General features: G+C 64.2%; 17 protein-coding genes. 13 read left to right on the forward strand and 4 right to left on the reverse strand.

What is annotated here, in order from left to right; translation table 11 throughout:
* Positions 1 to 367: 367 nt before the first annotated feature.
* Positions 368 to 1,471: an L-glyceraldehyde 3-phosphate reductase gene (gene mgrA / locus JDV76_RS04555; protein WP_198735685.1), complete on the forward strand. Its 1,104-nt coding sequence runs from the start codon at positions 368 to 370 to the stop codon at positions 1,469 to 1,471.
* Between the two features lie 96 nt (positions 1,472 to 1,567).
* Here the strand turns inward: mgrA and JDV76_RS04560 are convergent, their stop codons facing one another.
* On the reverse strand, positions 1,568 to 2,296 hold the full coding sequence (locus JDV76_RS04560; RefSeq protein WP_198735686.1) for a LysE/ArgO family amino acid transporter: 729 nt from the start codon (positions 2,294 to 2,296) through the stop codon (positions 1,568 to 1,570).
* Positions 2,297 to 2,366: 70 nt separating this feature from the next.
* Here JDV76_RS04560 and JDV76_RS04565 point away from each other — a divergent pair, with 70 nt between their 5' ends.
* The 4 genes from JDV76_RS04565 (at position 2,367) to JDV76_RS04580 (ending at position 5,601) form a co-directional block, all read left to right on the forward strand.
* The gene (locus JDV76_RS04565) at positions 2,367 to 3,245 is read left to right on the forward strand and encodes a LysR family transcriptional regulator ArgP (RefSeq protein WP_198735687.1); all 879 of its coding nucleotides are present in this window, start codon (positions 2,367 to 2,369) and stop codon (positions 3,243 to 3,245) included.
* A 39-nt stretch (positions 3,246 to 3,284) separates the two neighbouring features.
* Positions 3,285 to 4,028 (forward strand): HNH endonuclease family protein, encoded by a 744-nt coding sequence (locus tag JDV76_RS04570; RefSeq protein WP_248140893.1) that lies wholly within the window; start codon positions 3,285 to 3,287, stop codon positions 4,026 to 4,028.
* A gap of 121 nt (positions 4,029 to 4,149) precedes the next feature.
* Positions 4,150 to 5,079, forward strand: coding sequence for a DoxX family protein (locus tag JDV76_RS04575; protein ID WP_198735688.1), 930 nt, complete (start codon positions 4,150 to 4,152; stop codon positions 5,077 to 5,079).
* Positions 5,080 to 5,142: 63 nt separating this feature from the next.
* Entirely contained in the window at positions 5,143 to 5,601 is a 459-nt protein-coding gene (locus tag JDV76_RS04580; RefSeq protein WP_198735689.1) for a hypothetical protein, read from the forward strand.
* A 92-nt stretch (positions 5,602 to 5,693) separates the two neighbouring features.
* On the opposite strand, the gene ilvD is transcribed toward JDV76_RS04580, so the two are convergent.
* The 3 genes from ilvD to JDV76_RS04595 form a co-directional block, all read right to left on the reverse strand.
* Positions 5,694 to 7,535 (reverse strand): dihydroxy-acid dehydratase, encoded by a 1,842-nt coding sequence (gene ilvD, locus JDV76_RS04585; RefSeq protein WP_198735690.1) that lies wholly within the window; start codon positions 7,533 to 7,535, stop codon positions 5,694 to 5,696.
* Positions 7,536 to 7,609: 74 nt separating this feature from the next.
* A complete protein-coding gene (locus JDV76_RS04590) occupies positions 7,610 to 8,323 on the reverse strand; it encodes a PH domain-containing protein (protein WP_198735691.1) in 714 nt (237 codons plus the stop codon).
* Positions 8,324 to 8,368: 45 nt separating this feature from the next.
* Positions 8,369 to 9,943: a mechanosensitive ion channel family protein gene (locus JDV76_RS04595; RefSeq protein WP_232958828.1), complete on the reverse strand. Its 1,575-nt coding sequence runs from the start codon at positions 9,941 to 9,943 to the stop codon at positions 8,369 to 8,371.
* Between the two features lie 481 nt (positions 9,944 to 10,424).
* Here JDV76_RS04595 and JDV76_RS04600 point away from each other — a divergent pair, with 481 nt between their 5' ends.
* From JDV76_RS04600 to JDV76_RS04635, 8 genes are all read left to right on the forward strand, one after another.
* Entirely contained in the window at positions 10,425 to 12,311 is a 1,887-nt protein-coding gene (locus JDV76_RS04600) for an acetolactate synthase large subunit (RefSeq protein ID WP_198735692.1), read from the forward strand.
* The gene (gene ilvN, locus JDV76_RS04605) at positions 12,311 to 12,835 is read left to right on the forward strand and encodes an acetolactate synthase small subunit (RefSeq protein WP_198735693.1); all 525 of its coding nucleotides are present in this window, start codon (positions 12,311 to 12,313) and stop codon (positions 12,833 to 12,835) included. The genes JDV76_RS04600 and ilvN overlap by 1 nt, the downstream gene beginning before the upstream one ends.
* Positions 12,836 to 13,037: 202 nt before the next feature.
* Positions 13,038 to 14,051 carry a ketol-acid reductoisomerase gene (ilvC, locus tag JDV76_RS04610; protein ID WP_198735694.1) on the forward strand — a complete coding sequence of 338 codons (1,014 nt, stop codon included), beginning with the start codon at positions 13,038 to 13,040 and terminating at the stop codon, positions 14,049 to 14,051.
* 617 nt (positions 14,052 to 14,668) lie between these two features.
* Positions 14,669 to 16,063, forward strand: coding sequence for an MmgE/PrpD family protein (locus JDV76_RS04615; RefSeq protein ID WP_198735695.1), 1,395 nt, complete (start codon positions 14,669 to 14,671; stop codon positions 16,061 to 16,063).
* Positions 16,064 to 16,092: 29 nt separating this feature from the next.
* A complete protein-coding gene (locus tag JDV76_RS04620) occupies positions 16,093 to 16,926 on the forward strand; it encodes a phosphosulfolactate synthase (RefSeq protein ID WP_198735696.1) in 834 nt (277 codons plus the stop codon).
* A 414-nt stretch (positions 16,927 to 17,340) separates the two neighbouring features.
* Positions 17,341 to 18,381 carry a cation diffusion facilitator family transporter gene (locus tag JDV76_RS04625; RefSeq protein ID WP_198735697.1) on the forward strand — a complete coding sequence of 347 codons (1,041 nt, stop codon included), beginning with the start codon at positions 17,341 to 17,343 and terminating at the stop codon, positions 18,379 to 18,381.
* 106 nt (positions 18,382 to 18,487) lie between these two features.
* Positions 18,488 to 20,404 (forward strand): GmrSD restriction endonuclease domain-containing protein, encoded by a 1,917-nt coding sequence (locus JDV76_RS04630; protein ID WP_198735698.1) that lies wholly within the window; start codon positions 18,488 to 18,490, stop codon positions 20,402 to 20,404.
* Between the two features lie 79 nt (positions 20,405 to 20,483).
* Entirely contained in the window at positions 20,484 to 22,238 is a 1,755-nt protein-coding gene (locus JDV76_RS04635; protein ID WP_232958829.1) for a serine/threonine-protein kinase, read from the forward strand.
* The last annotated feature ends 24 nt before the right edge of the window (positions 22,239 to 22,262 follow it).

The raw sequence follows: 22,262 nt of genomic DNA on the forward strand, positions 1-22,262 counted from the left end.
TTATGGCGCTGTTTTCGTCGTGCTACGGCACACCACGGACCGATTCCCGGGGTTTGCGGGTACCGGATGGGCGAAATTGGGGGCGGGCCCCTGTTTTCGACAGCATAACCTGTGAGATGGGGCGGCGAACAGTGTTCAATCCAAGATGGGTCACAGGCATTGACCGGATCTCGGATCTTCTCCTTGTTTGATATGGGTTTTATCAGCGGAGGTACCCCGTGATACTGGGGAAACGCAGGGAATAAATGCCAGTTTTCTCCGTCCCGAGGATCGCCGTGTGGTGGAGCTGACACCCGTAGGTGCGTATGGTGGGTGCACGCCGGGGCTATACGTCGACAACCGACCGCACTGCGGGCAAACTGGGGATATGTCTTACAATCCGGACGCCCAACTCACCTATCAGCCCGCAGTGAACCGTTACCACAACGGTGTGCCTTACCGGACAGTCGGTCATTCCGGGCTGAAACTCCCGGTAGTCTCCCTCGGGATGTGGCACAACTTTGGCGATGACAAACCGCTCGAGACGCAGCGATCCATCATCCGGCGTGCCTTCGACCGTGGTGTCACTCACTTCGACTTGGCTAACAACTACGGTCCGCCGAATGGGTCTGCCGAGGTCAACTTCGGTCGGATCCTCGACTCGGACTTCCGTGGCCTGCGGGACGAAATGATTATTTCGTCGAAGGCGGGCTGGGACATGTGGCCCGGCCCCTATGGTTTCGGTGGCTCACGGAAGTACCTGATGGCTTCACTCGACCAGTCTCTGGAGCGCATGGGCCTCGACTACGTCGATATCTTCTACCACCACCGACCCGACCCGGAGACCCCGTTGGAGGAGACGATGTATGCCCTGCGCGACATCGTCTCCAGCGGCAAGGCACTGTACGTCGGGGTGTCCAGCTACGGTCCGGAGCTTCTCACCGAGGCCGCCGAGATGATGGCAGAGGAAGGGTGCCCGCTGTTGATCAACCAGCCCAGCTACTCCATCGTGAACCGTTGGGTGGAGGAGCCCGGGGAGGACGGTGACACCCTGCTCCAGGCTGCCGCCGACAATGGGGTCGGGACCATCGCGTTCTCCCCGTTGGCACAGGGCCTGCTCACCGACCGCTACCTCAACGGTGTCCCGGAGGACTCCCGGGCGGCCGCACACAAGTCGCTGTCGAGTGACATGCTCAGTGACGAGAACATCGATATGATGCGGAGTCTGAACGACATTGCCCAGGAACGGGGGCAAACCCTGGCTCAGATGGCGGTGTCCTGGGTCCTGCGGGAGCAGGGACGGTACGGGGAGCAGACGGTCGTCTCTGCGCTCGTTGGGGCATCGTCGGTAACACAGCTTGACCAGAACATCGATGCCGCACAGAACCTCACGTTCACTGGCGCGGAGCTTAGCGCGATCGATGAGATCGCGTCCGATGTAGGGATCAACATCTGGGCGCAGGCGACAAAATCTAAGACCCGGGAGAAGTGATCCGGTCGCACGATACCGGACACACCGACGGGCCCCGATCCGGTTTCTGCCGGATCGGGGCCCGTCGGTGATTGCCTCCGTGGCGTGTGGGGAGCGTCAGTGGAGGAGTAGTCGGACGGCGATGGCAATCATCACGATTCCGATGGCTATGTTGACGATGCGCGCCACATCTGGCCGGGAGAGTGGTCCGGAGAGTTTCTTCGCCCCATAGCCGATACTCGGCATCCATATGGTCGACGCTGCCAGCGCTCCGGCAGCGAAGTACCAGCGTCCTACTTCGCCGTACTGGTTCGCGATTCCGCCGAGCATCACCACGATGTCGACATAGGTGGCGGGGTTGAGCCAGGTCATGGCCAGGGCCGCCAGAACTGGCTTGACCCATGTCCGCTCCGGTGCGGTCCGTATGACGCGGGCGGTGCGCTCAGCCACGGCGACCGAAGAACCGTCTCCGGTTCCGATCCCGGGGCCGGTTCCGTCAGTGTCCCCGGGAGGGAGGTCTGCGGGGACCTCGGGATCCATGCCATCCCGGGTGAAGGTGCCGCCGCCGGTACGTAAGGCGTCTCTGAACGATGTAAAGGCGAACCACAGAAGATAGACGAAACCGAGGTACTTCATCACGTCGAGAACCGCGGGTGCTTTATCAATGATGACGCCGACGCCTGCGGTGGAGCCGATGATGAGCATGCACTCGGATATCAGGCACACCGCGACGACCGCCCCGACGGCGGTCCGGCGAATCCCCTGGCGAAGGAGGAGCGTGTTCTGCGGTCCGATTGCGACGATGAGAGACAATCCCATGAGGAATCCGTGGAGTGCGATGTTCATGCCACTGATGGTGTCACCACCCGACTGTTAAGAAAAGTTAAAGTTTTTGAATCTGCGTTAGAATTACTTCATGAACCCGATTCACCTGGCTACACTCCTCGCCGTTCTTGATGAAGGGTCTTTCGAGGGCGCCGCGGATGTGCTTTCCCTAACGCCGTCGGCGGTCAGTCAGCGGATCAAGGCTCTCGAGTCCCAAGCAGGGCGGGTGCTGATCCGACGGACCAGCCCGACGTCCGCGACCGCAGCGGGGGAGGTACTGGCTCAAGCCGCCCGTCGGATGGCCCTCCTTCAGGCGGAGACCGACGCGCAGCTGCGGGGCCGGATCGCACGGGTTCCCCTCAGTGTCGCCATCAACGCCGATTCCCTCGCCACCTGGTTTACTCCTGTTTTTGCGGATGTGGCATCTTGGGATTCCGCCACTCTCCAGTTGCGTGTCGAGGACGAGGCTCACTCGTTGAAGCTGCTCCGCCGGGGAGACTGTCTCGGCGCGATTACCCGGGAGAGTTCCCCGGTCTCCGGATGTACGGTCAGTCCGCTCGGGGTCATGCGGTATCGTGCCGTCGCCAGCCCCTCCCTCCGGGACTCCTACACCGTTAATGGTCGACTCGATTGGGCTGCGATGCCCGCACTGCGCTACGGGCCGAATGACAAAATCCAGGATTCAGACTTGACAGGTCGGGTTGACCGGCCACCACGACACCGGCGCATTTCCCAGATCCCTTCCTCCGAGGGCTTTGTCGAGGCGGCGAGATCCGGACTCGGGTGGGGTCTTGTCCCGGAGATTCAGTCGGCCCGGTTCCTCGACTCGGGGGAACTCGTGCTGCTCGATGAACGGGTGTCCATCGTTCCGCTCTATTGGCAGCACTGGCGTCTTGAGTCTCCGCTGCTGCAGAAGCTCACAGATTCGGTCATCGCGGCCGCGGAGGAGAGCCTCGAACCGGTGTCGTGACCTCACGGTTCGGTTTGCACAGTGCTACGGTAACCACTTGTGAACACCACTGGAGCCCGTCGACGCAGCTTCACTCTGGTCGCCGTCGTCACCGTCTTCCTGATCACGGGAGCGGTTATTTTGGTCTCTGTCCTGCGCGGTGTCGTGGAGGATCGCACGGCTAGCGGTGATGATGTGACCGGAGCACCTGCGACCGACCGTTGGCCGGGTCCACAGATCTACAGTGACATGTTGGCTGAACTCGTAGTGCGGGACCGCGCGCCGTTGACGGGGTATGCCCGGGAGGCGTTCGGACAGCGGTGGAGTGATGATGTCGAGGTTGAACTCGGGCATAACGGCTGCGACACCCGCAATGACATTCTCGCCCGTGACCTCATCCGGGTTCAGTTCCGGCCGGGAACCCGGGACTGTGTCGTCGAGTCCGGACTCCTGAACGACTACTACACCGGTACCCAGGTAGACTTCGTCCGCGGATCCACCACTAGCGAAGCGGTCCAGGTCGATCACATCGTCGCGTTGGCGGATGCGTGGATGAAGGGCGCGCAGGACCTGGAACCGGAGCTGAGACGTGCTTTTGCGAACGACCCAGACAACCTCATGGCGGTCTCGGGGCCGGTGAACCAGGAGAAGGGGGCGGCGGATGCTGCGACGTGGTTACCGCCGAACCCGGATTTCCGGTGCGAGTACGTGAAGCGCCAGATCACCATCAAACACCGCTACCACCTGTGGGTCACGGCTGCGGAACACGACGCCTTGACGGCCCAGCTGGCCGCCTGCCGCTGAACCGCTCATCCTCCACCGGGACCATCCCGCAGGCTGGCGACGTAACGATTCCGAGTCAAAATGCCGACGCGCCCGGGATCGGTGCGGACAAAACACCTGCGGCTCACATACTGTGCAAGATATGAGCGACAATAATGATCCCCGTCCCGACCGGGCAGTACCCGAAGACTTCGACGACAACGATATCCCCACCTACGCCCCCCTGGTCGATGCGGACCGCACGCCGGTGGCCGAGACGTCTCGTGATTCCGTGTACGATCGCGCCGGTCGTGCCGCCCCGCAGTCCGTCGGTGCTGGGACAGAGGAGTCCGCGACCGCAGTGTTCCCGGTAGCCGGACAGGCTCCGGAGCAGCGCTCGATGCAACCAGAACAGCGTTACGCCGACTCGGACTTCGCCACGGATCAGCCGACGACCACGATGCCTGCGATGACGGGTGCCGTGGCACCTGTGCAGCAGGTTCCGCCCCAATCCATTCCCGTCGACTCCGGTTACCCCGAGGAACCGGTCGAAGAGGATACATCCGAAGCCAAGCGCGGCACGATGGACTTCGGGCTGTTCCTCATCCGGCTCTTCTTCGGAGCGGCGTTGATCCTCCACTCGGTGTCCGTGCTATTCCGGCTCGGCAATGGCGGCGGAATCTCGGGGCTCGAGGAGCAGTTCTCGGGCTATGAGCTCGCGGGTGTCCTTGCCATCGCGGTACCGGGTGTCGAGCTTGCCGCAGGTATCCTCCTGGTTCTCGGTCTGCTTACCCCGCTCGCGGCGGCGCTCGCCACCGTGTCCACCGCGTTCCTTGCCCTCCACCAGATCAACATCTCCGGTACCCCGGTCAACCCTGTCCAGTGGGGCGACGGGGTTCGCTTCGCCCTCCTGATGACCGTCGTCGCCGTCGGACTCCAGCTCACCGGACCGGGGCGTATCTCGCTGGACTTCAGCCGCAGCTGGGCGCGCCGCCCACTGTGGAGTTCCATCGTCTTCGCTCTGATCGGCATCGGCTGTGCGATCGGCCTCTGGTGGCTGGTCACCGGCGGCGCCTACCCGTTCACCAACTGAAAGTAGATCGCCTTGAACGCTTCCGGTACGGGGTCGATGCCCGGCCGAGAGTGGATGCGCGGTGTGAGTGTCCTCATCGGATCCCTCATCGGTGCGGTGACCGCCGCCGGGGCGCTCGCCGCTGCGTTCGTCGTCGGCGGCTCCATCGTGGAAGGGATCAGCCCCTACCTCGAGCAGCACCCTGAATTGTGGGACCTGCCCGGAATCCTGATCTACGGGTTGCCGGGTCTCGTCATCGTCACGGTGATCGTGGTCCTCGTGTTCCGTGGCCGGAAGGATCCGGGTCTCGGCGCCGCAGTGGGTGGCGCCATCGGATACTGCTCGGTATGGGCCCTTGAGGCGGCCACGACCGACGTCACGGGGCTATGGATCGTGGGCTTCGTCCTGCTGGTTCCGGGTGTCACCGTTGGGCTCATCCTTGTCTGGTTAGTGGCTCAGGGGATCTACCAGATGCGCTCGGGAGCGGAGGAGGGTGTTCCGGAGTACGGTCTCAGCGCGTCCGACCTCCGTCCGGCCAGGTGATGATCCGTCCTGATCCCGATGGCTGCTGCTCGAAAATAGAAGGTGGGCCATCCGCAAGGATGGCCCACCTTCTCGTTCATGGGGGACAAGGATCAGTCGACCTGGCGAACCGCGCCCTTGTCCGCGGAAGTCGCCATCTTCGCGTAGGCACGCAGCGCCTTGCTCACCGTGCGCTGACGGTTGACGGGCTGCCACGGCCGCTCGGAGGCGTTCATTTCCTCGCGACGGCGCTCGATTTCCGCGTCGTCGACCTCCAACTGGAGCAGGCGCTTGTGGATGTCGATGGTGACGGTGTCGCCGTCCCGGATGAGGCCGATGACACCGCCGTGTGCGGCTTCGGGGGACACATGTCCCACCGAGATACCCGAGGAACCACCGGAGAAGCGGCCGTCGGTGATCAGCGCGCACTTCTTGCCTAGTCCCGCGCCCTTGAGGAACGCGGTGGGGTGCAGCATCTCCTGCATCCCGGGGCCACCGGAGGGCCCCTCGTAGCGGACGATGAGGACTTCACCGGGCTGAATGACCCGCTTGAGGATGACGGACACCGCCTCCTCCTGTGATTCCACGACCCGGGCGGGACCCGAGAAGTGCCACAGCTCCTCATCGATGCCTGCAGCTTTGATGATCGCCCCGTCCGGTGCGATGTTGCCCCGCAGGACCGCTAGGCCGCCGTCGACAGTGTGCGCGTGCTCGACGTCATGGATGCAGCCGTTGACCGCATCGGTGTCGAGGGAGTCCCAGCGGTTCTCCGTGGAGAACGGCTCGGTGGTCCGTACACCGCCGGGCGCAGCGTGGAACAGTTCGATTGCTTCGTCCGTTGCATTCCCGCTGCGGATGTCCCACGCGTCCAGCCAGGACTGTAGATCGGGCGAGTGCACGGAGTGGACGTCGTCGTGGAGTAGCCCGCCACGGTGGAGTTCTCCGAGGATGGCGGGGATGCCACCGGCACGGTGCACGTCCTCCATGTGGTAGTTGGAGTTCGGGGAGACCTTTGACAGGCAAGCGACATTCCGGGAGAGGCGGTCGATGTCATCGAGGTCGAAATCGACCTCGCCCTCCTGCGCTGCGGCGAGGATGTGCAGCACGGTGTTCGTGGATCCGCCCATAGCCATGTCCAGTGCCATGGCGTTGTTAAACGCGTGCTTCGTCGCGATGGACCTTGGCAGGACGGAGGTGTCCTCCTCGCCGTAGTAGCGGCGGCACAGTTCGACGACGGTTTCGCCTGCTCGGGTGAATAGCTGCCGCCGGGCCTTGTGCGTGGCCAGCGTGGAACCGTTGCCGGGCAGGGACAACCCGAGAGCCTCGGTGAGGCAGTTCATCGAGTTCGCGGTGAACATTCCGGAACACGAACCGCAGGTCGGACAGGCTGATGCCTCGATCCGGGAGAGCCCCGGGGCGTCGACGCCATCATTCGCAGATGCCGAGATGGCGGTGACGAGGTCGGTGGGTGCGTGCGCGATACCGTCGACGACGACCGCCTTGCCCGCCTCCATCGGGCCGCCGGACACGAATACCGTCGGGATGTTCAGCCGCAGCGCGGTGTTGAGCATGCCCGGGGTGATCTTGTCGCAGTTAGATATACACACCAGAGCATCCGCGGTGTGCGCGTTGACCATGTATTCGACGGCGTCCGCGATGATCTCCCGGCTGGGGAGTGAATAGAGCATGCCGCCGTGGCCCATCGCGATGCCGTCATCGACGGCGATGGTGTTGAACTCCTTTGCGACACCCCCCGCGGCAGTGATGGCCTCGGCGACGATGTCGCCGACATTCTTCAGGTGCACGTGGCCGGGGACGAACTGGGTATAGGAGTTCGCGATGGCGACGATCGGTTTGCCGAAGTCGTTGTCCTTCATTCCGGTGGCGCGCCAGAGGGCGCGGGCGCCGGAGGCATTACGGCCGACTGTGGTGACTCTTGAGCGTAAGGGGATCATGGGGCTGTCTTCTGCTTGTCAGGGCGGGTCAGGGTGTCCGTGTAAAGGGACTATTGCTGTGTGATCAGAGGGATCTAGGACTCGTCGGTTCGGTTGTTGCCGCCGTCATCACCGGGCTGGGGTTTGCGCTGTTCCTCGATGATGGCGTTACCCTCGGCGTCTGTCTGGTACCAGCCGCCGGGCTCCGTGTTGCTGCGTCGTTTCGCGGCAGCACGCTCCTTCTTCGCCTGCTCGATCTCCTCCTGGGCGGCGAGGATCTCCCGCGCCGCTTCCTCGCGTGTCTTGACGATCTGGCGGCCGTCGCGGCGCATCACCACGACCTTGTCGTCCGCGGCGACTCTCCCCGCGGCGATGACATCGGGGATTCTGCCGCCCGAGGCGGCCGCGAGGTCAGGAACGCTGTTGAACGATACCCCGGGTAGGGCGAACTCCTGCCCGTCGTGTGAGCGGGCGTGAGAGCTACCCGATCCGAAGCGGATTCCGGCGAAGTCCTCCCAGCTGACTCTCCGATTCGCCGAGAACGCGTAGGTGGCCGTGATGCCGTCCACATCGATGGTGGTACGCGACTTCAGAACCCAGTACGCGTAGAGCAGGGGTAGCAGCAGAATCCAGAAGAGGAGCTTCGGTGCGGCCCCGACCGTGAGCAGACTGGTCAGCAGCATCAGGCCGGCACCCAGGAGGTGTGTCCGGTCGGGCTGGAACACGGTAGCGGTGACGGGGGTCGTGCCGGTGGCTCCGTCGGTGTTATCACCGTAGTCGGGATCAGCGTCGGGGCTCGTGGAGGACATACCTGCTGATTCTATTGAATGGCGGGTACCGCAGTCACCTTGGGGTCAGGGGTTGATCGTGGTCCCGGTGTCGCCGGTCTGGTCGGTGGGATCCGTCGTGCTGGGGGTCGGGGAATTCGCGGACGTTGTGGGAGTCGCGCCCGATTCCTGCGTTGGGCGGGGAGTTCTGGTCGGTACGCTGCTCGGCGAGGCGGGTGCGCTGGTCCGGGTCGATAGAGTCGGTGTCCCCACCGTTGAGGTCACCGCCGTGGGTGGGGCGGGCGGAATATCCCCGGTTCCGTCTGCGGCATCGGTCGGATCCAGTGTGAAGCCCTTGAAGAAGAGCAGTGCCACCAGGGCGAAGCAGAGCCCCGTCGTGGAGGGACGCACCCGGCCCCCGAATGAGGCGATTCTCCGCCAACCGGTTGAATCTATCACTAGCTGGGACAGCACGGAGTGGTCGTCCCCGTGGGTGTCCTCCGGGCTGTCGGTGCCGGAAGGATCATTGGTGGAGACGTCGGAGCGGGAACGGTCGTTTTCGGAATCGGCCCGGCCGATCCTGTGCTCCCGCGCCGCGGAGGTGGCGTCCGGGACGTCGCAGGCAGGCGCTGCACCGGTGGACTCGGATCCCGTGACCGGAGTGTGGCCCTCACCTTTGTCCGTGATGTCCCCGGTATCGGCCTGCGCCGCAGCGCCAGGAGCGTAGTCGACGTCGATGAGGGGGGCGCGGGTCAGGACCCGCTCGAGCAGTGGCGCATCGGCGTCGAGGGTGTTCCGGACAGCACCGGAGATGGTCGTGGCGGATCCGTACTCCTTCCAGAACTCCTCAATGATCTTCGTTCTGATCGCGCGCTCGACGGCCCATTGACGTGCCGGGTTGACCTGCACGATGAACCGCATGTTCACCATCCAGGGCATGCCGACCGTGTTCGGCTCCTCGACCCCCACGGCGGGGTGGACGTCGAGCTCGCCGGTGACGTCCTTGGCGATACCCGGCTGTTCGAGGGCGCGGAGGGTCGCGTCGGTGGAGCGTTCGACGGCTTCGTCGATCGAGTCAGAACCGAGCAGCGGGATGGGTATGACGACGACCGCTCTGGCCCAGTAGTTGGAGTGGTTGATGCAGAGCCGGGCTGTGGAGTTCGGGATGTTCACCGTCTCACCGGCGAGGGTGCGGACGCGGGTGGCTCGCATGGTGATCTGAATGACGTCACCCTCCACGTCGATCCCGGGGCCCTGAAACCGAACCCAGTCACCTACCCCGAACTGTTTTTCGGAGATGATGAAGAACCCGGCCAGAAAATCGGCGATGATCGACTGCGCACCGAGGCCGACCGCAGCGGAGATCACGGTCGCGGGGATGGCTGCTCCGGCCAGCGGTACACCAAGGGCCTTGAGTGTGGTGATCGAGAGACAGAAGTAGGCGACCAGCTGAACGAGATAGACGGCGGTGCCGACTATCGCCAGACGCTGCTTCGACTCCTGTTCCGTCGGGTCGAGTCGGCGGGTGATGAGCCGGACTGCGAGCCGCCCGACCCTGGGGACGAGGAACGCGACGACGGTGATGATGGCGAGTTCGATACCGGGATCGATGATCCACTGCCACCAGGTGGACAGGATGTAGGAGATGGGGAAGGTCGGCATGGAGAACAGGTTAACGCGGCTAGCGGCGTGGGGTCAGGGTCGGTGCGATGGGTTGTGTCTCACCCCTGAACCGTCGTGTGACACCGCTTGGAGCGGCCCGTAGTTGGTCTTCAGCTCACTGATGGGACATTTTTGCACCGGGATCTCATCCCACTACGTGGACGGGGGTATGAGATGGGGTGGCGTAAGTTGCCCTTGCATGTGGGGGCCTGTGTAACATCTTTTGGCATGACCAACATTCGACTTGTACTCGTAAGCAGCCGGCGTTTGCCGTAGCGGCCGTACAAGTCGTGAAGTCAAACGCCCTCGGCACCACCGCAGAAACGGTGAGTGGACGGGGGTTTTGTTCATTCTCGACACTGGTGTCCGCCACCTTTGCCCGAAATCCGCCACCGATATTCCCGGTGTCGGGGAGCGAGGACGATGCCAGTGTCCGCCTGATCGTATTTCACCGAGACCATTCCAAAAGGAGCCCGACGTCGTGAACGTGGCAGCTCGTCAACACCCCAGTCCCGCCATGCTGGTGAAGGACGCGAAACCATCCGCCCCCGAGCGTATGACCGGAGCGCAGGCGATCGTCCGCTCGCTCGAGGAACTCGGGGTAGATGTCGTATTCGGAATTCCAGGCGGTGCAATCCTGCCGCTCTACGATCCGCTTTACTCTTCGGAGAAGGTTCGGCATGTCCTCGTCAGGCACGAACAGGGCGCCGGTCACGCCGCAGAGGGGTACGCGCAGGCATCCGGTGAAGTCGGTGTCTGTATTGCTACCTCCGGTCCCGGAGCGACGAACCTCGTCACACCTCTCGCCGACGCACACCTGGATTCGGTCCCTATCGTCGCCATCACCGGACAGGTCGGTCATACCCTGCTGGGCACCGATGCTTTCCAGGAAGCGGATATCCGCGGTATCACCATGCCGGTGACCAAGCACAACTACATGGTCACCGATCCGAACCGGATTCCCGCCGCGGTCGCCGCTGCTTTTCACCTCGCCTCCACTGGCCGTCCTGGTCCCGTCCTCATCGACGTCCCGAAGGATGTCCAGAACGCCATGTGCGATTTCGTCTGGCCGCCGGACATGTCCCTCGCCGGCTACAAGCCCGTCACGACTCCGCATCACCGGCGCATCGAAGAAGCGGTTCGGATGATCTCCGCTGCGGAACGTCCCTGCCTCTACATCGGTGGTGGTGTCATCAAGGCTGACGCGCACGCTGAATTGCTCGCTTTCGCCGAGTACACGGGAATCCCCGTCGTCACCACCCTCATGGGACTGGGTTCATTCCCCGACAGTCACCCGCAACACATGGGTATGCCGGGAATGCACGGCAGTGTCTCTGCTGTTGCCACGATGCAGCGTTCCGACCTGCTCATCACCATCGGCGCCCGTTTCGATGATCGGGTCACCGGCGATCTCGACAGCTTCGCCCCGGATGCCAAAGTCATCCACGCCGACATCGACCCCGCTGAGATCTCGAAGATCCGCCACGCCGACGTCCCGATCGTCGGGGACGCCCGGGAGGTCCTGGACGCTCTGCTGACCATGTACCGCAAGCTTGAGCTGGCTCCGCCTGCCATCGACCGGTGGGTCTCCTACCTGAATGGACTCCGGGACAGGTTCCCGCGTGGCTGGACGGGTAACGATGACGGCACGATCTCCCCCCAGTACGTCATCAACACACTGTCCAGGGAGGTCGGGCCGGATGCCATCTACTGTGCTGGCGTCGGTCAGCACCAGATGTGGTCGGCCCAGTTCATCGACTACGAGAACCCCCGTACGTGGCTCAACTCGGGTGGCCTCGGCACGATGGGCTACGCCGTGCCCGCGGCGATGGGTGCGAAGGCCGGTATGCCGGACAAGGAGGTCTGGGCGATCGACGGTGACGGTTGCTTCCAGATGACCAACCAGGAGCTCGTCACCTGTGCCGTCGAGGGTTTCCCCATCAAGGTCGCGCTGATCAACAACGGGAACCTCGGTATGGTCCGTCAGTGGCAGACCCTGTTTTATGGGGGCCGCTACTCCAACACCCGCCTGCGGAACCAGGGCGAGTACGTGCCCGACTTCGTCAAGCTTGCCGAAGCCCTCGGCTGCGAAGCGATCCGTGTCACCCGTGAGGAGGACGTGATCCCGGCTATTCGACGTGCCCGCGAGATCAACGACCGTCCTGTCGTCATCGACTTCATCGTCGGGGAGGATGCACAGGTCTGGCCCATGGTCGCCGCCGGCCACTCCAACTCCGACATCCAGTACGCCAAGGATCTGCGCCCGCTGTTCGACGAGGACTCGGCGGCGACGGCCCTGGCTGACGTCGAGAAGGCCATCGAGGGCAACGCGAACGACGCCGCCAAGCACACCGAGGAGAAGAACTGATGTTCCCGAAGAACCGCTACATCCTGTCCGTCCTCGTCGAGGACGTCGATGGAATCGTCTCGCGGATCGCGGGACTGTTCACCCGTCGTGGCTACCCGATCGCATCCATCGTCTCCGCGATCACCGACGTCGACGGAATCAACCGCATCACCATCGTCATCGACGGGGAACTGGGCGATGAGCACACGATTGAGCAGATCACCAAACAGCTCAACAAGCTCATCCCCGTGCTCAAGGTCGTCCGTCTCCCGGAGGAGAGCACCGTCGCCCGTGCACTGATGATGGTCAAGGTTTCCGCGGATGCCAGTAACCGTCCACAGATTGTCGATGCCGCGAACATCTTCCGGGCTCGGGTCATCGACGTTTCTCCCGACGCCGTGGTCATCGAGGCGACCGGAACCCCGGGCAAGCTCGAGGCGCTTCTCGACGTCCTCGCCCCGTTCGGCATCCGTGAGATGATCCAGTCCGGTGAGATCGCCCTCTGCCGTGGCCCCAAGACCATGGCCCCGGCCAGCGGACGTTGATTCTGCCGGGGTGCCCGACAACAACCTCGTCCGGATGCCCCCACGAGCCACCTCCATCGCCCACGAGGCGCTGCGCCTGACCTCCCCATCCGGCACACCCGCCGCTGCACACGGGGAATGAACATCTAAGCTGGAACACATCGCATCCGATGCGTTTTTCGACCGATACATCTCAATTCGAGGAAAAGGAACACACAGCACCATGGCAATTGAAGTTCTCTACGACGACGACGCCGACCTGTCGATCATCCAGAACCGCAAGGTCGCGATCATCGGTTACGGTTCCCAGGGTCACGCCCACGCCCAGTGTCTGCGGGACTCAGGTGTCGAGGTCTGCATCGGCCTCCGTGACGGCTCCAAATCCGCGGTGAAGGCTCGTGAAGCCGGTTTCGAGGTCAAGTCAAACGCCGAAGCCTCCAAGTGGGCCGACGTGATCATGCTGCTCGCCCCCGACACCTCCCAGGCCCAGATCTTCACCGAGGACATCCAGCCCAACCTCGTGGACGGCAATGCCCTCTTCTTCGGCCACGGACTGAACATCCACTTCGACCTCATCGAGCCGGCCGACGGCATCACCGTCGCCATGGTCGCTCCGAAGGGCCCCGGCCACCTGGTGCGCCGTCAGTTCGTCGACGGCAAGGGTGTTCCCTGCTTGATCGCCGTTGACCAGGATCCCAAGGGTGAAGGTCGGGATCTGGCACTGTCTTATGCTGCAGCCATTGGCGGTGCCCGGGCCGGCGTCATCCCGACTACCTTCCGCGAAGAGACCGAGACGGATCTCTTCGGCGAACAGGTCGTGCTGTGCGGTGGTCTCGAGTTCCTGATGATGCAGGGCTTCGAGGTGCTGACCGAGGCCGGATATGCCCCCGAGATGGCCTACTTCGAGGTCCTCCACGAGATGAAGCTCATCGTTGACCTCATCTGGGAAGGTGGCCTCGCCAACATGAACTACTCCATCTCCGACACCGCCGAATTTGGTGGTTACGTCGCGGGGCCCCGCATCATTGATGCAGGCACTAAGGAACGCATGAAGGAAGTTCTCTCGGATATCCAGGACGGCAGCTTCGTCAAGCGCCTCCTTGCCAATGTCGAGGGCGGCAACAAGGAGCTCGAGGGCATGCGCGCGAAGATCGCCGAGCACCCCATCGAGAAGACCGGTGTCAAGCTGCGTGACCTGATGAGCTGGGTCAAGAACCCGCTCGACGCCACCGCCTGATCCACTCACCGCGCCGTTCCCGGCGCAGGAGTATCCGACCCGCCCACCAGCCGTCCGCGACGGATGGTGGGCGGTTTTCTCTTCCGCGCCCGGCGCGCTCCCAGAACCCGGCGGTAGCGCGACGTGAAGGGTGGCGCGATCATGGGGGGTAGGAAAAGGGGGTGATTCAGGATGTCGATTTTCACTTTCGCAGAATGCTAGAGTATGGGGCCGTTCGGGGGTGTCCGGGGTGCGGTACTGGCACCTGCCGCGTTGTGCCGCCTTCGGTAGGCAGGGGATCGGACGCTGGCGGTACACGACATTCACGTCCGCTGAATTGTCCACGGTACAGGGTGTGGATGCAGTACTGACGGCACGGGTGCCGGTGCGGCGTTTGTCCGGTATCCGGTCTCGGGCCGGGTGGGGATCGGGGTGGTCGGGGGGTGTTTGAACAGCTGAGATGCCCCCGGGCGCGAGACGACGCGGTACGGGGTGGGGATTACGTGGCGGGATCGGTGGTGCTTGTGTGGGGGCGTTGACAGTTAACAGAACGCTCGTACTGTAAGGGTAGCCTTCCGAAACAGTGTGGGGTGCGGGACGGATGACCGGCCCGCCCGAGGCTGCCCCACCAGAAAGGTATGTACCCCGTGACCACGAACCGCACCGAAGTGCAGCAGATGGCGGACTTCGCCGCCAACGCCAGACTCGAGCAGATGTCGCCCGAGGCGCTGGAACAGCTGAAGATCCGCGTCCTCGACACCCTCGGTGTCGCCGTCGGCGCGCTGGACTCCGACGTTCTCGTCGCCATCCGTTCGCTCAACGACGATCTCGGCGGCAACGGACAGGCCACCCTCATCGGTGGCGGAAAGACGGCCGCCGACCTCGCGGCATTCCACAACTCCGCGGCGTCCCGATACCTCGACTTCATGGACGCGTACCTCGCCAAGGGGGAGACCAACCATCCCTCGGACAATATGGGCGCAGTTCTCGCCGCGGCCGAGGTCGCCGGCGCATCCGGCCGGGACTTCCTCACCGCCTTCGCCGTCGCCTACCAGATCCACACCCGGCTCTCCGACGTTGCGCCGGTGCGTGCGCTCGGCTTCGACCACACCACCCAGGGTGCCTTCGCGGCGGGAGCATCCGCCGCACTCGCCCTCGGCCTGGACGCGGACGCCATCGCCAACGCGGCCGCGATGACCGCCACCGCCAATGTCGCGCTGCGCGTCACCCGCACCGGCAACCTGTCCCACTGGAAGGGGCTGGCTTACCCGCACACCTCCAAGGAGGGCATGTTCTACGCCCTCCTCGCAGGCAAGGGCATCACCGGACCCGAGGCTGTGTTCGAGGGCAACAAGGGCTTCAAGGCTCTCGCCGGCGACTACGAGCTTGACTGGTCCAAGGAGGACCTCGAGTCCGTTACCCGCACCATCATCAAGAAGTACAACGCCGAGATCCACTCCCAGTCCGCCCTGGAGGCGGCCCTTGAGCTCAAGGGCAAGCACGACTTTGATCCCGCGGACATCAAGGAGGTGCGTCTGACCACCTTCGACGTCGCCTACTCCATCATCGGCGGTGGCGAGGAAGGCGACAAGCGCTCCATCCGCACCAAGGAGGAGGCCGACCACTCCCTGCCGTGGATGCTCGCCGTGACGATTCTCGACGGGGAACTCAATCCCGCGCAGTACGAGCCGGAGCGCATCGTCGCCGACGATGTGCAGACCCTCATGGGCAAGGTCACCATCACCCCGTCGGATGAGTTCTCCGACCGGTTCCCGAACGAGATGCCCGCCGACCTCGTCATCGTCATGAACGACGGTACCGAGTACCACGCCGTCGAATCCGCCTACGACGGCTTCCACTCCCAGCCGCTCGACTGGGACGGCGCGGTGGCAAAGTTTACGGCTCTGGCCGAGCCCTTCACCGACGAGGCCCTGCGCACCGAGATCTGCGAGACCGTCCACCGGCTCGATGAGGTCGCTGAGATCTCCGAGCTGACCGATCTGCTGGCCCGGGTCTCCACGACCCGCTCCTAACACCGACCCACCAATAGAAAGGCACCACCATGTCCAACGCCATCGACTTCGACGTCTCCTTCAATTTCGTTCCCCGCGCCAAGCGGCCTGCCAAGCCCCGCTCTTACGGCATGACCGAGGTCCGAGCGCCCTACTACGATACCTTCGGTACCCGTCACCTCCAGGACGTGTTCGACATGGCCGGCCAGTGGGTCGACGGCATCAAGTGGGCCGGCGGATCCTTCGCCCTGTGCCCCACCGAGCAGGTCCGGAAGTTCTCCGACATCGCCCACGAGAACGACGCCTACGTTTCCTCAGGCGGCTGGATCGAGACGGTCCTGCGCTACGGCGACGACGCCGTCGACCATTACCTCAAGGAAGCCAAGGAGGTCGGTTTCGACGTCATCGAGATCTCGACCGGCTTCATCATGCTCCCGACCTCGGGCCTCGAGCGTCTTGTGGAGAAGGTCGTTAAGGCCGGCCTGAAGGCCAAGCCCGAGCTGGGTATCCAGATCGGCTCCGGTGGAGATTCCTCTGAGGCTGAGCTCGCCGCTGAGGGGGCCAAGGACATCGGGGACCTCATTGACCGCGGCAAGCGCGCGCTTGACGCCGGGGCGTCGATCATCATGATCGAGTCCGAGGGCATCACCGAGAACGTCCGGGAGTGGAACACCGGCGCCGCCGCCTCCATCATCAACGGCCTTGGCCTCGAGAACGTCATGTTCGAGGCTGCCGACGGTCCCGTGTTCGAGTGGTACGTCAAGAACTACGGCAACGAGTGCAACCTGTTCGTCGACCACTCGCAGGTCCTGCAGCTCGAGGGTCTGCGCCAGAACATCTGGGGCAACAAGTCCACCTGGGGCCGCGTGATCAACCCCCACTGATCCGCAGCCTTCCGGTTGAGCAGTCACTGACCCCCGTTGTCGCTGTCGCGTATCCGCGACGGTTGACGACGGGGGTCATGCCATTGCGTATCAGGGTGCCTGGACGCTGGAATGTCGGGGGGCACGGGCTGTACCGCCGGGGATTGGACCGCCGACCCGGTCCGCGCTTCCGGTTCGGCCCCGGAGGCGGTCGTGCATCGGGGGTATTTTACGGGTGTACTTTCAGGGTGGACATAAAAGAACTGGCAATCATTTCAGGTAAGTGCGCACTTAGTTCTTTGCCCATGTGGCAAGGCGTTTTACGGTGTACCGCATTCGAAATATGGTCGAGCCCGGCAGGCATTCCCGCAGCTTAAACCCAACACGTTTTCAATAAGGTTTCAATAAGGGGCGTGCTGGGCTAGTGTTCATCCCATGAGCGAGACCACGAAAACCGGGGACCACCACGAGCACGACCACGAGCACCACGAGCACGGACATGGGGCACACGACCACGGTCATGCCCACGGTCAGGGGGATGATCACACCGGACATGATCACTCGGGCCACGATCATGACCACGGTGGACACGCTCACGCACACGCGCCGAAATCCCTTAGGGCTCTGGTCGGTGTCATCATCCTGACCACCACGATTTTCCTCGCGGAGGTCATCTTCGGTCTGCTGTCCGGATCCCTGGCACTGCTTGCCGACGCCGCTCACATGCTTTCCGACTCGGCGGGTCTGGTCATCGCCCTCGTGGCGATTCTCATTGGCAGGCGGGCGGCCACCGCCTCCGCCACCTTCGGATACCGCCGCATCGAGGTCATCGCGGCTGCCGTCAACGCGCTCTCCGTCGGGGCCATCTCTATCTGGATCGTGATCGAGGCCATCAAACGGCTCGGCGGGGACGGGCACATCGATACGACGATGATGCTCATCGTCGCGGTCATCGGTTTCGTCGCCAACGGCGGTTCCGCGCTCCTGCTCGTCCGCCGCCAGCACGACAGCATGAACATGCGCGGCGCCTACCTCCACGTCCTGTCCGACATGCTCGGCTCCGTCGCCGTGATCGTCGCGGGCCTCATCGTCCGGGCGACCGGCTTTATTCTCGCCGACACCATCGCCTCGGTCATCATCGCAGCGATCATCCTGCCCAGGTCCATGCGCCTGCTCCTCGACGCCACCCGGGTGCTGATGGAACGCGTCCCCGGGAACGTCGACCTCGACGAGATCCGCGGTGTGCTCGAGGAAATCGTCGGCGTGGAGACTGCGCATGATCTCCACGTGTGGACGATGGACGGCAGCGAGCTCATCGCGACCTGCCATCTCGTCGTCGATCCGGACCTGGTCGAGTCCGGCTGCGACGTCCTCGACATCGCGAACCGTCGCCTGGAGAAGTACGGCGTCACCCACGCCACCATCCAGATCGAAACCGCGCATCACGCCGAGCACGAGGCGGACGTTCACGATTAACGGCGGGCTCCGCATCGACCCCGACCCCGGGACGGACACGGTTCCGTCACCGGGGTTTCACACGCCGGTAGCGCATATGTCGACAAAGCCCGATAGAGTCGGCGGCATGGGTTTCACGACACCGAGCTATGACCTCACCGATCTCTTCGCCCGCATCGACCGCGGCGACATCCAATTGCCCGACTTCCAGCGGGACTACAGCTGGAACGTCGACCGTATCCGGTCCCTCATCGTGACGGTGCTGCGCGGCTACCCGATCGGCTGCCTCATGGCGCTGGACACCCGGAATGAACCGATGCGTTTCCGCCCCCGACCACTCGCCGGGGCACCGGACATCGGGCGCAACCCGGGCATGCTAATCCTCGACGGACAGCAGCGTCTCACCACCCTTTACCACTGCCTCCGCGGCAATGGACTGGTTGACACCGTTGACTTCCGCAACATGCGCATCCAACGCCGGTTCTATGTCGATGTCGACAAGGCCGTGTCCGAGGACATCATGCCCGACGAGGCGGTGCTCTCCGTCGACGCGTGCGGTGAGATCAAGTCCCACTACGGCCCGAAGATCCCGGGCGGCATCCCGGACCGGGAGACCGCCCGCACCCACGGCCTCGTCCCCGTCTCCGCGCTGCTCGAGGACGAGGGTACCGACATGCTCTTCGACTTCCTCGAGGGCGCAGATGCCGTCACCCGGGAACGTGTGAAACGGTTCAACAACACCGTCGCTAAGCCACTCGTGCGGTACTCCGTCCCGATCATCCGGCTGGATAGGGAGACGGCACAGGGTGGCGTCGGTTCCATCTTCTCTCAGGCCAACTCGGCAGGCCTTCAGATGGATGTCGTCGACCTACTGACCGCCGTCTTCGCCAGCGAGGACCCCGACTTCCGGCTCTCCGACTCGTGGCGCGACATCGAGAAGGCACTGCGGGAACACTCCGTCCTCGACGGCATCGACCGCACCGCGTTCTTCACTGCGGTCGCGCTCCTGACCACAGCGGACAAGGGACACGCCAGCGGGCACCGCGAAGACATCCTCCGGCTCACCCTCGCGGACTACGCACCCGCCGCTCACCGCACGGTGGACGCATTCATCTCGGCCGCCGAATTCCTCGAGAAGCGGTGCATCACCGACACCTCCCGGATCCCGTACGCGGCGCAGATCACCCCGCTCGCGGTGATCCTCTCCCTGCTCGGCGACACCCCGGAGGTGTTCCGCTGCGGCACGGCCGTCGACCGTCTCAACCGGTGGTTCTGGTCAGGCGTGTTCGGGGAACTCTACGGGTCCGCCTCCGTCGTCGTCCGTACCGGGAGGGACGTCAACCAGGTCACACCCTGGGTGCGAGCCGCACTCGACGGGGACTCGGAGGTTCCCGAGCCGGCATCCATCAGCGACGCCCGTTTCGTTGAGTCCCGACTGCTCAGCGTAGGCCCGGAATCCGGCGTCTGGAAGGGCACCCACGCTCTGCTCATGGGCCGAGGGGCCAAAGACTGGCGTACCGGTGACAGGTTTGACGCGCAGAACCTCGTGGAGGACGAGGAAGGCTTCCACCCGATCTTCCCGCCGCAGTACTGCCGCCGGACCGGAGTCAACCAGATGCTCGCAGACAGCGTGCTCAACCGCTCGCCCCTGAGCCGCCGAACCGAGATGGTCATGGATGGCTCCGAACCCGCCCGGTACCTCGCCCGTGTCCAGTCGAAGTCGCTCATGGACGACGAAGAGTTTGACACCGTACTCGCCAGTCATCTCCTCGACCCCAACATTCTTCGACACACGAACTCCGACGGCTTCTTTGCGGATCGCCGGACGCGCCTGCTCACGATGATCGAGGAGGCAATGGGCAAGGAAGCCATCCACGACGTCGACGAGACGAACCTCGGCGGTGGGGAAGAAGGCCCCGACGCGTTCGTCACCACCGTTAAGACGGGTGTCGCCGACGGTGAGGGTGACGGTGCAGCAGACACCACCGAAACCGGGAACAATGGCACCCGGCCGGATGAGTCTCCGTCGATCGAGGAATCCTGACACGCAGGGCCGCACGATAGAAGTAACGGGCAGTTTCCTAGTATTTTGGAATGTCCGCACTGATCCGACGAAAGAAACGATGAGTCCCATGCTTCACGAGCGCAGCACACCGAGCCCGAACCGCAGGCGCATGATCGCGCTATTCTGCGGAGTGGTGATCGCCGGATCCGGACTCGTCGCCTGCTCCAGCGACGGAACCGGGGGACGCGGGCCCGACCAGCAGATGGAACAGCCGTCCGGTGACCCGGCGAAGAACCCCATCGCCGAGCGCTACGGCGCCGCACCACGCGTCCTGGCCGACACAGACCGCTCCGGTATCGAGGTCAGTGAACTGTTCTTCACCGACGCGCCCGCCGCCATCATTGCGACGCCCGAACCCGTGGCGCAGCAGCGCGCCGCCAGTATCGCCGTCACCGCCGGGCTGCCCGTTCTCACTGCAACCGGCACCAACGGACCTGCACTGGCCGCCGAAATCGAAAGACTCGGCGCAGGTGAGGTCCTCACCGTCGGCGGCGCCGCGGTCGAGCTGCCGGAGACCGTCGTCGTTCACGCCGACGACGGAACCCCCGCCGTGTTCGAGGCACTCACCGGGAAAACCCCGACGTCCGTCACCCCGGAAAACACACCCGCGGGAGTCCTCCGCCAGATCGCCGCGCTCAAACCCGGGGGCCTGCTCGGCGCGGCCCCAACGGACCCGGACGTAGAGAATGCGGCGGGAACGGACGCCTCGGCGGGCGAGACCCCCTCGGATTCGGCGCCACCATCCGGCGGCGACCTCGGCAGGCTGCCCACCCGCGACAGGGACAAGGAACGGGCACCACTCGTCCTCGCGGCCCCCGGCGCCGGCATCGCCGCCGTGGCCACCGCCCGCGCCGCGGGAGCGGACGTCGAGATCCTCGACCACGCCGACCCCCGCGAGAGCGAACACTCCCTCGAGCTGATCCGTGGCCTCGACGGTGATCCGGTCATCGCGCTCGGCCAGATGTTCGGCAGCACGGAGTACTTCGCGCGCGCCGCCGAGCTGGCCACGAGCGTCACCGCCGAACAACCCGGCGGCGGACAGCTTGTATTCCCCGGTCGGCGCATGATCGCCTACTACGGCCACCCCTCCGGCGGCGCACTCGGCATCATGGGGGAACGGACGCCCGAAGAATCCGTCGGCCACCTGGGCGAACTCGTCACCCAGTACGCACCGCTGTCCGAGGAACCCGTCATCCCCGCCTTCGAGATCATCGCCACCGTCGCCTCCGGCGCACCCGGGCCCGACGGCGACTACTCCAACGAGGCCGATCCGGAGGAACTGCGTCCCTACATCGACGCCATCACCGACGCAGGCGGCTACGCCGTCCTCGACCTCCAACCCGGGCGTGCCCGGCTCATCGATCAGGCGAAGATCTACACCGACCTGCTGAAACTCCCCAACGTCGGACTTGCGCTGGACGCCGAATGGAAACTCGGCCCCGACGAGGTACCGCTGCAGCAGGTCGGCCACGTCCAGGCGGAGGAAGTCAACGAGGTCGCCGACTGGCTCGCCGAACTCACCGCGGACAATAGCCTCCCGCAGAAGGCGTTCGTGCTGCACCAGTTCCAGCTCCAGATGATCCGCGACCGCGAGACCATCAACCTCGAGCACCCGGAACTCGCCTTCGTCCTGCACGCCGACGGGCACGGAACCGCAGGCGACAAGTTCGCCACGTTCGACGTTCTCCGCCAGGACCTCGACCCCAGGTACTTCATCGCGTGGAAGAACTTCATCGACGAGGACACCCCAATGTTCACCCCGGAGCAGACGATGGAGATCAACCCCCGCCCCTGGTTCGTCAGCTACCAGTGAACGGCTACTGTCCCGGTGCCGGAG

Origin of the sequence: Corynebacterium marambiense, assembly GCF_016342275.1 — a bacterium.
GTDB lineage: Bacteria > Actinomycetota > Actinomycetes > Mycobacteriales > Mycobacteriaceae > Corynebacterium > Corynebacterium marambiense.

Bases quoted from the DNA above. Each gene is read 5' to 3' on its own strand.
- mgrA (WP_198735685.1), top strand. From the start codon at position 368: ATGTCTTACAATCCGGACGCCCAACTCACCTATCAGCCCGCAGTGAAC.
- JDV76_RS04560 (WP_198735686.1), bottom strand. From the start codon at position 2,296: ATGAACATCGCACTCCACGGATTCCTCATGGGATTGTCTCTCATCGTC.
- JDV76_RS04565 (WP_198735687.1), top strand. From the start codon at position 2,367: ATGAACCCGATTCACCTGGCTACACTCCTCGCCGTTCTTGATGAAGGG.
- JDV76_RS04575 (WP_198735688.1), top strand. From the start codon at position 4,150: ATGAGCGACAATAATGATCCCCGTCCCGACCGGGCAGTACCCGAAGAC.
- ilvD (WP_198735690.1), bottom strand. From the start codon at position 7,535: ATGATCCCCTTACGCTCAAGAGTCACCACAGTCGGCCGTAATGCCTCC.
- JDV76_RS04590 (WP_198735691.1), bottom strand. From the start codon at position 8,323: ATGTCCTCCACGAGCCCCGACGCTGATCCCGACTACGGTGATAACACC.
- JDV76_RS04595 (WP_232958828.1), bottom strand. From the start codon at position 9,943: ATGCCGACCTTCCCCATCTCCTACATCCTGTCCACCTGGTGGCAGTGG.
- ilvN (WP_198735693.1), top strand. From the start codon at position 12,311: ATGTTCCCGAAGAACCGCTACATCCTGTCCGTCCTCGTCGAGGACGTC.
- ilvC (WP_198735694.1), top strand. From the start codon at position 13,038: ATGGCAATTGAAGTTCTCTACGACGACGACGCCGACCTGTCGATCATC.
- JDV76_RS04615 (WP_198735695.1), top strand. From the start codon at position 14,669: ATGTACCCCGTGACCACGAACCGCACCGAAGTGCAGCAGATGGCGGAC.
- JDV76_RS04620 (WP_198735696.1), top strand. From the start codon at position 16,093: ATGTCCAACGCCATCGACTTCGACGTCTCCTTCAATTTCGTTCCCCGC.
- JDV76_RS04625 (WP_198735697.1), top strand. From the start codon at position 17,341: ATGAGCGAGACCACGAAAACCGGGGACCACCACGAGCACGACCACGAG.
- JDV76_RS04630 (WP_198735698.1), top strand. From the start codon at position 18,488: ATGGGTTTCACGACACCGAGCTATGACCTCACCGATCTCTTCGCCCGC.
- JDV76_RS04635 (WP_232958829.1), top strand. From the start codon at position 20,484: ATGAGTCCCATGCTTCACGAGCGCAGCACACCGAGCCCGAACCGCAGG.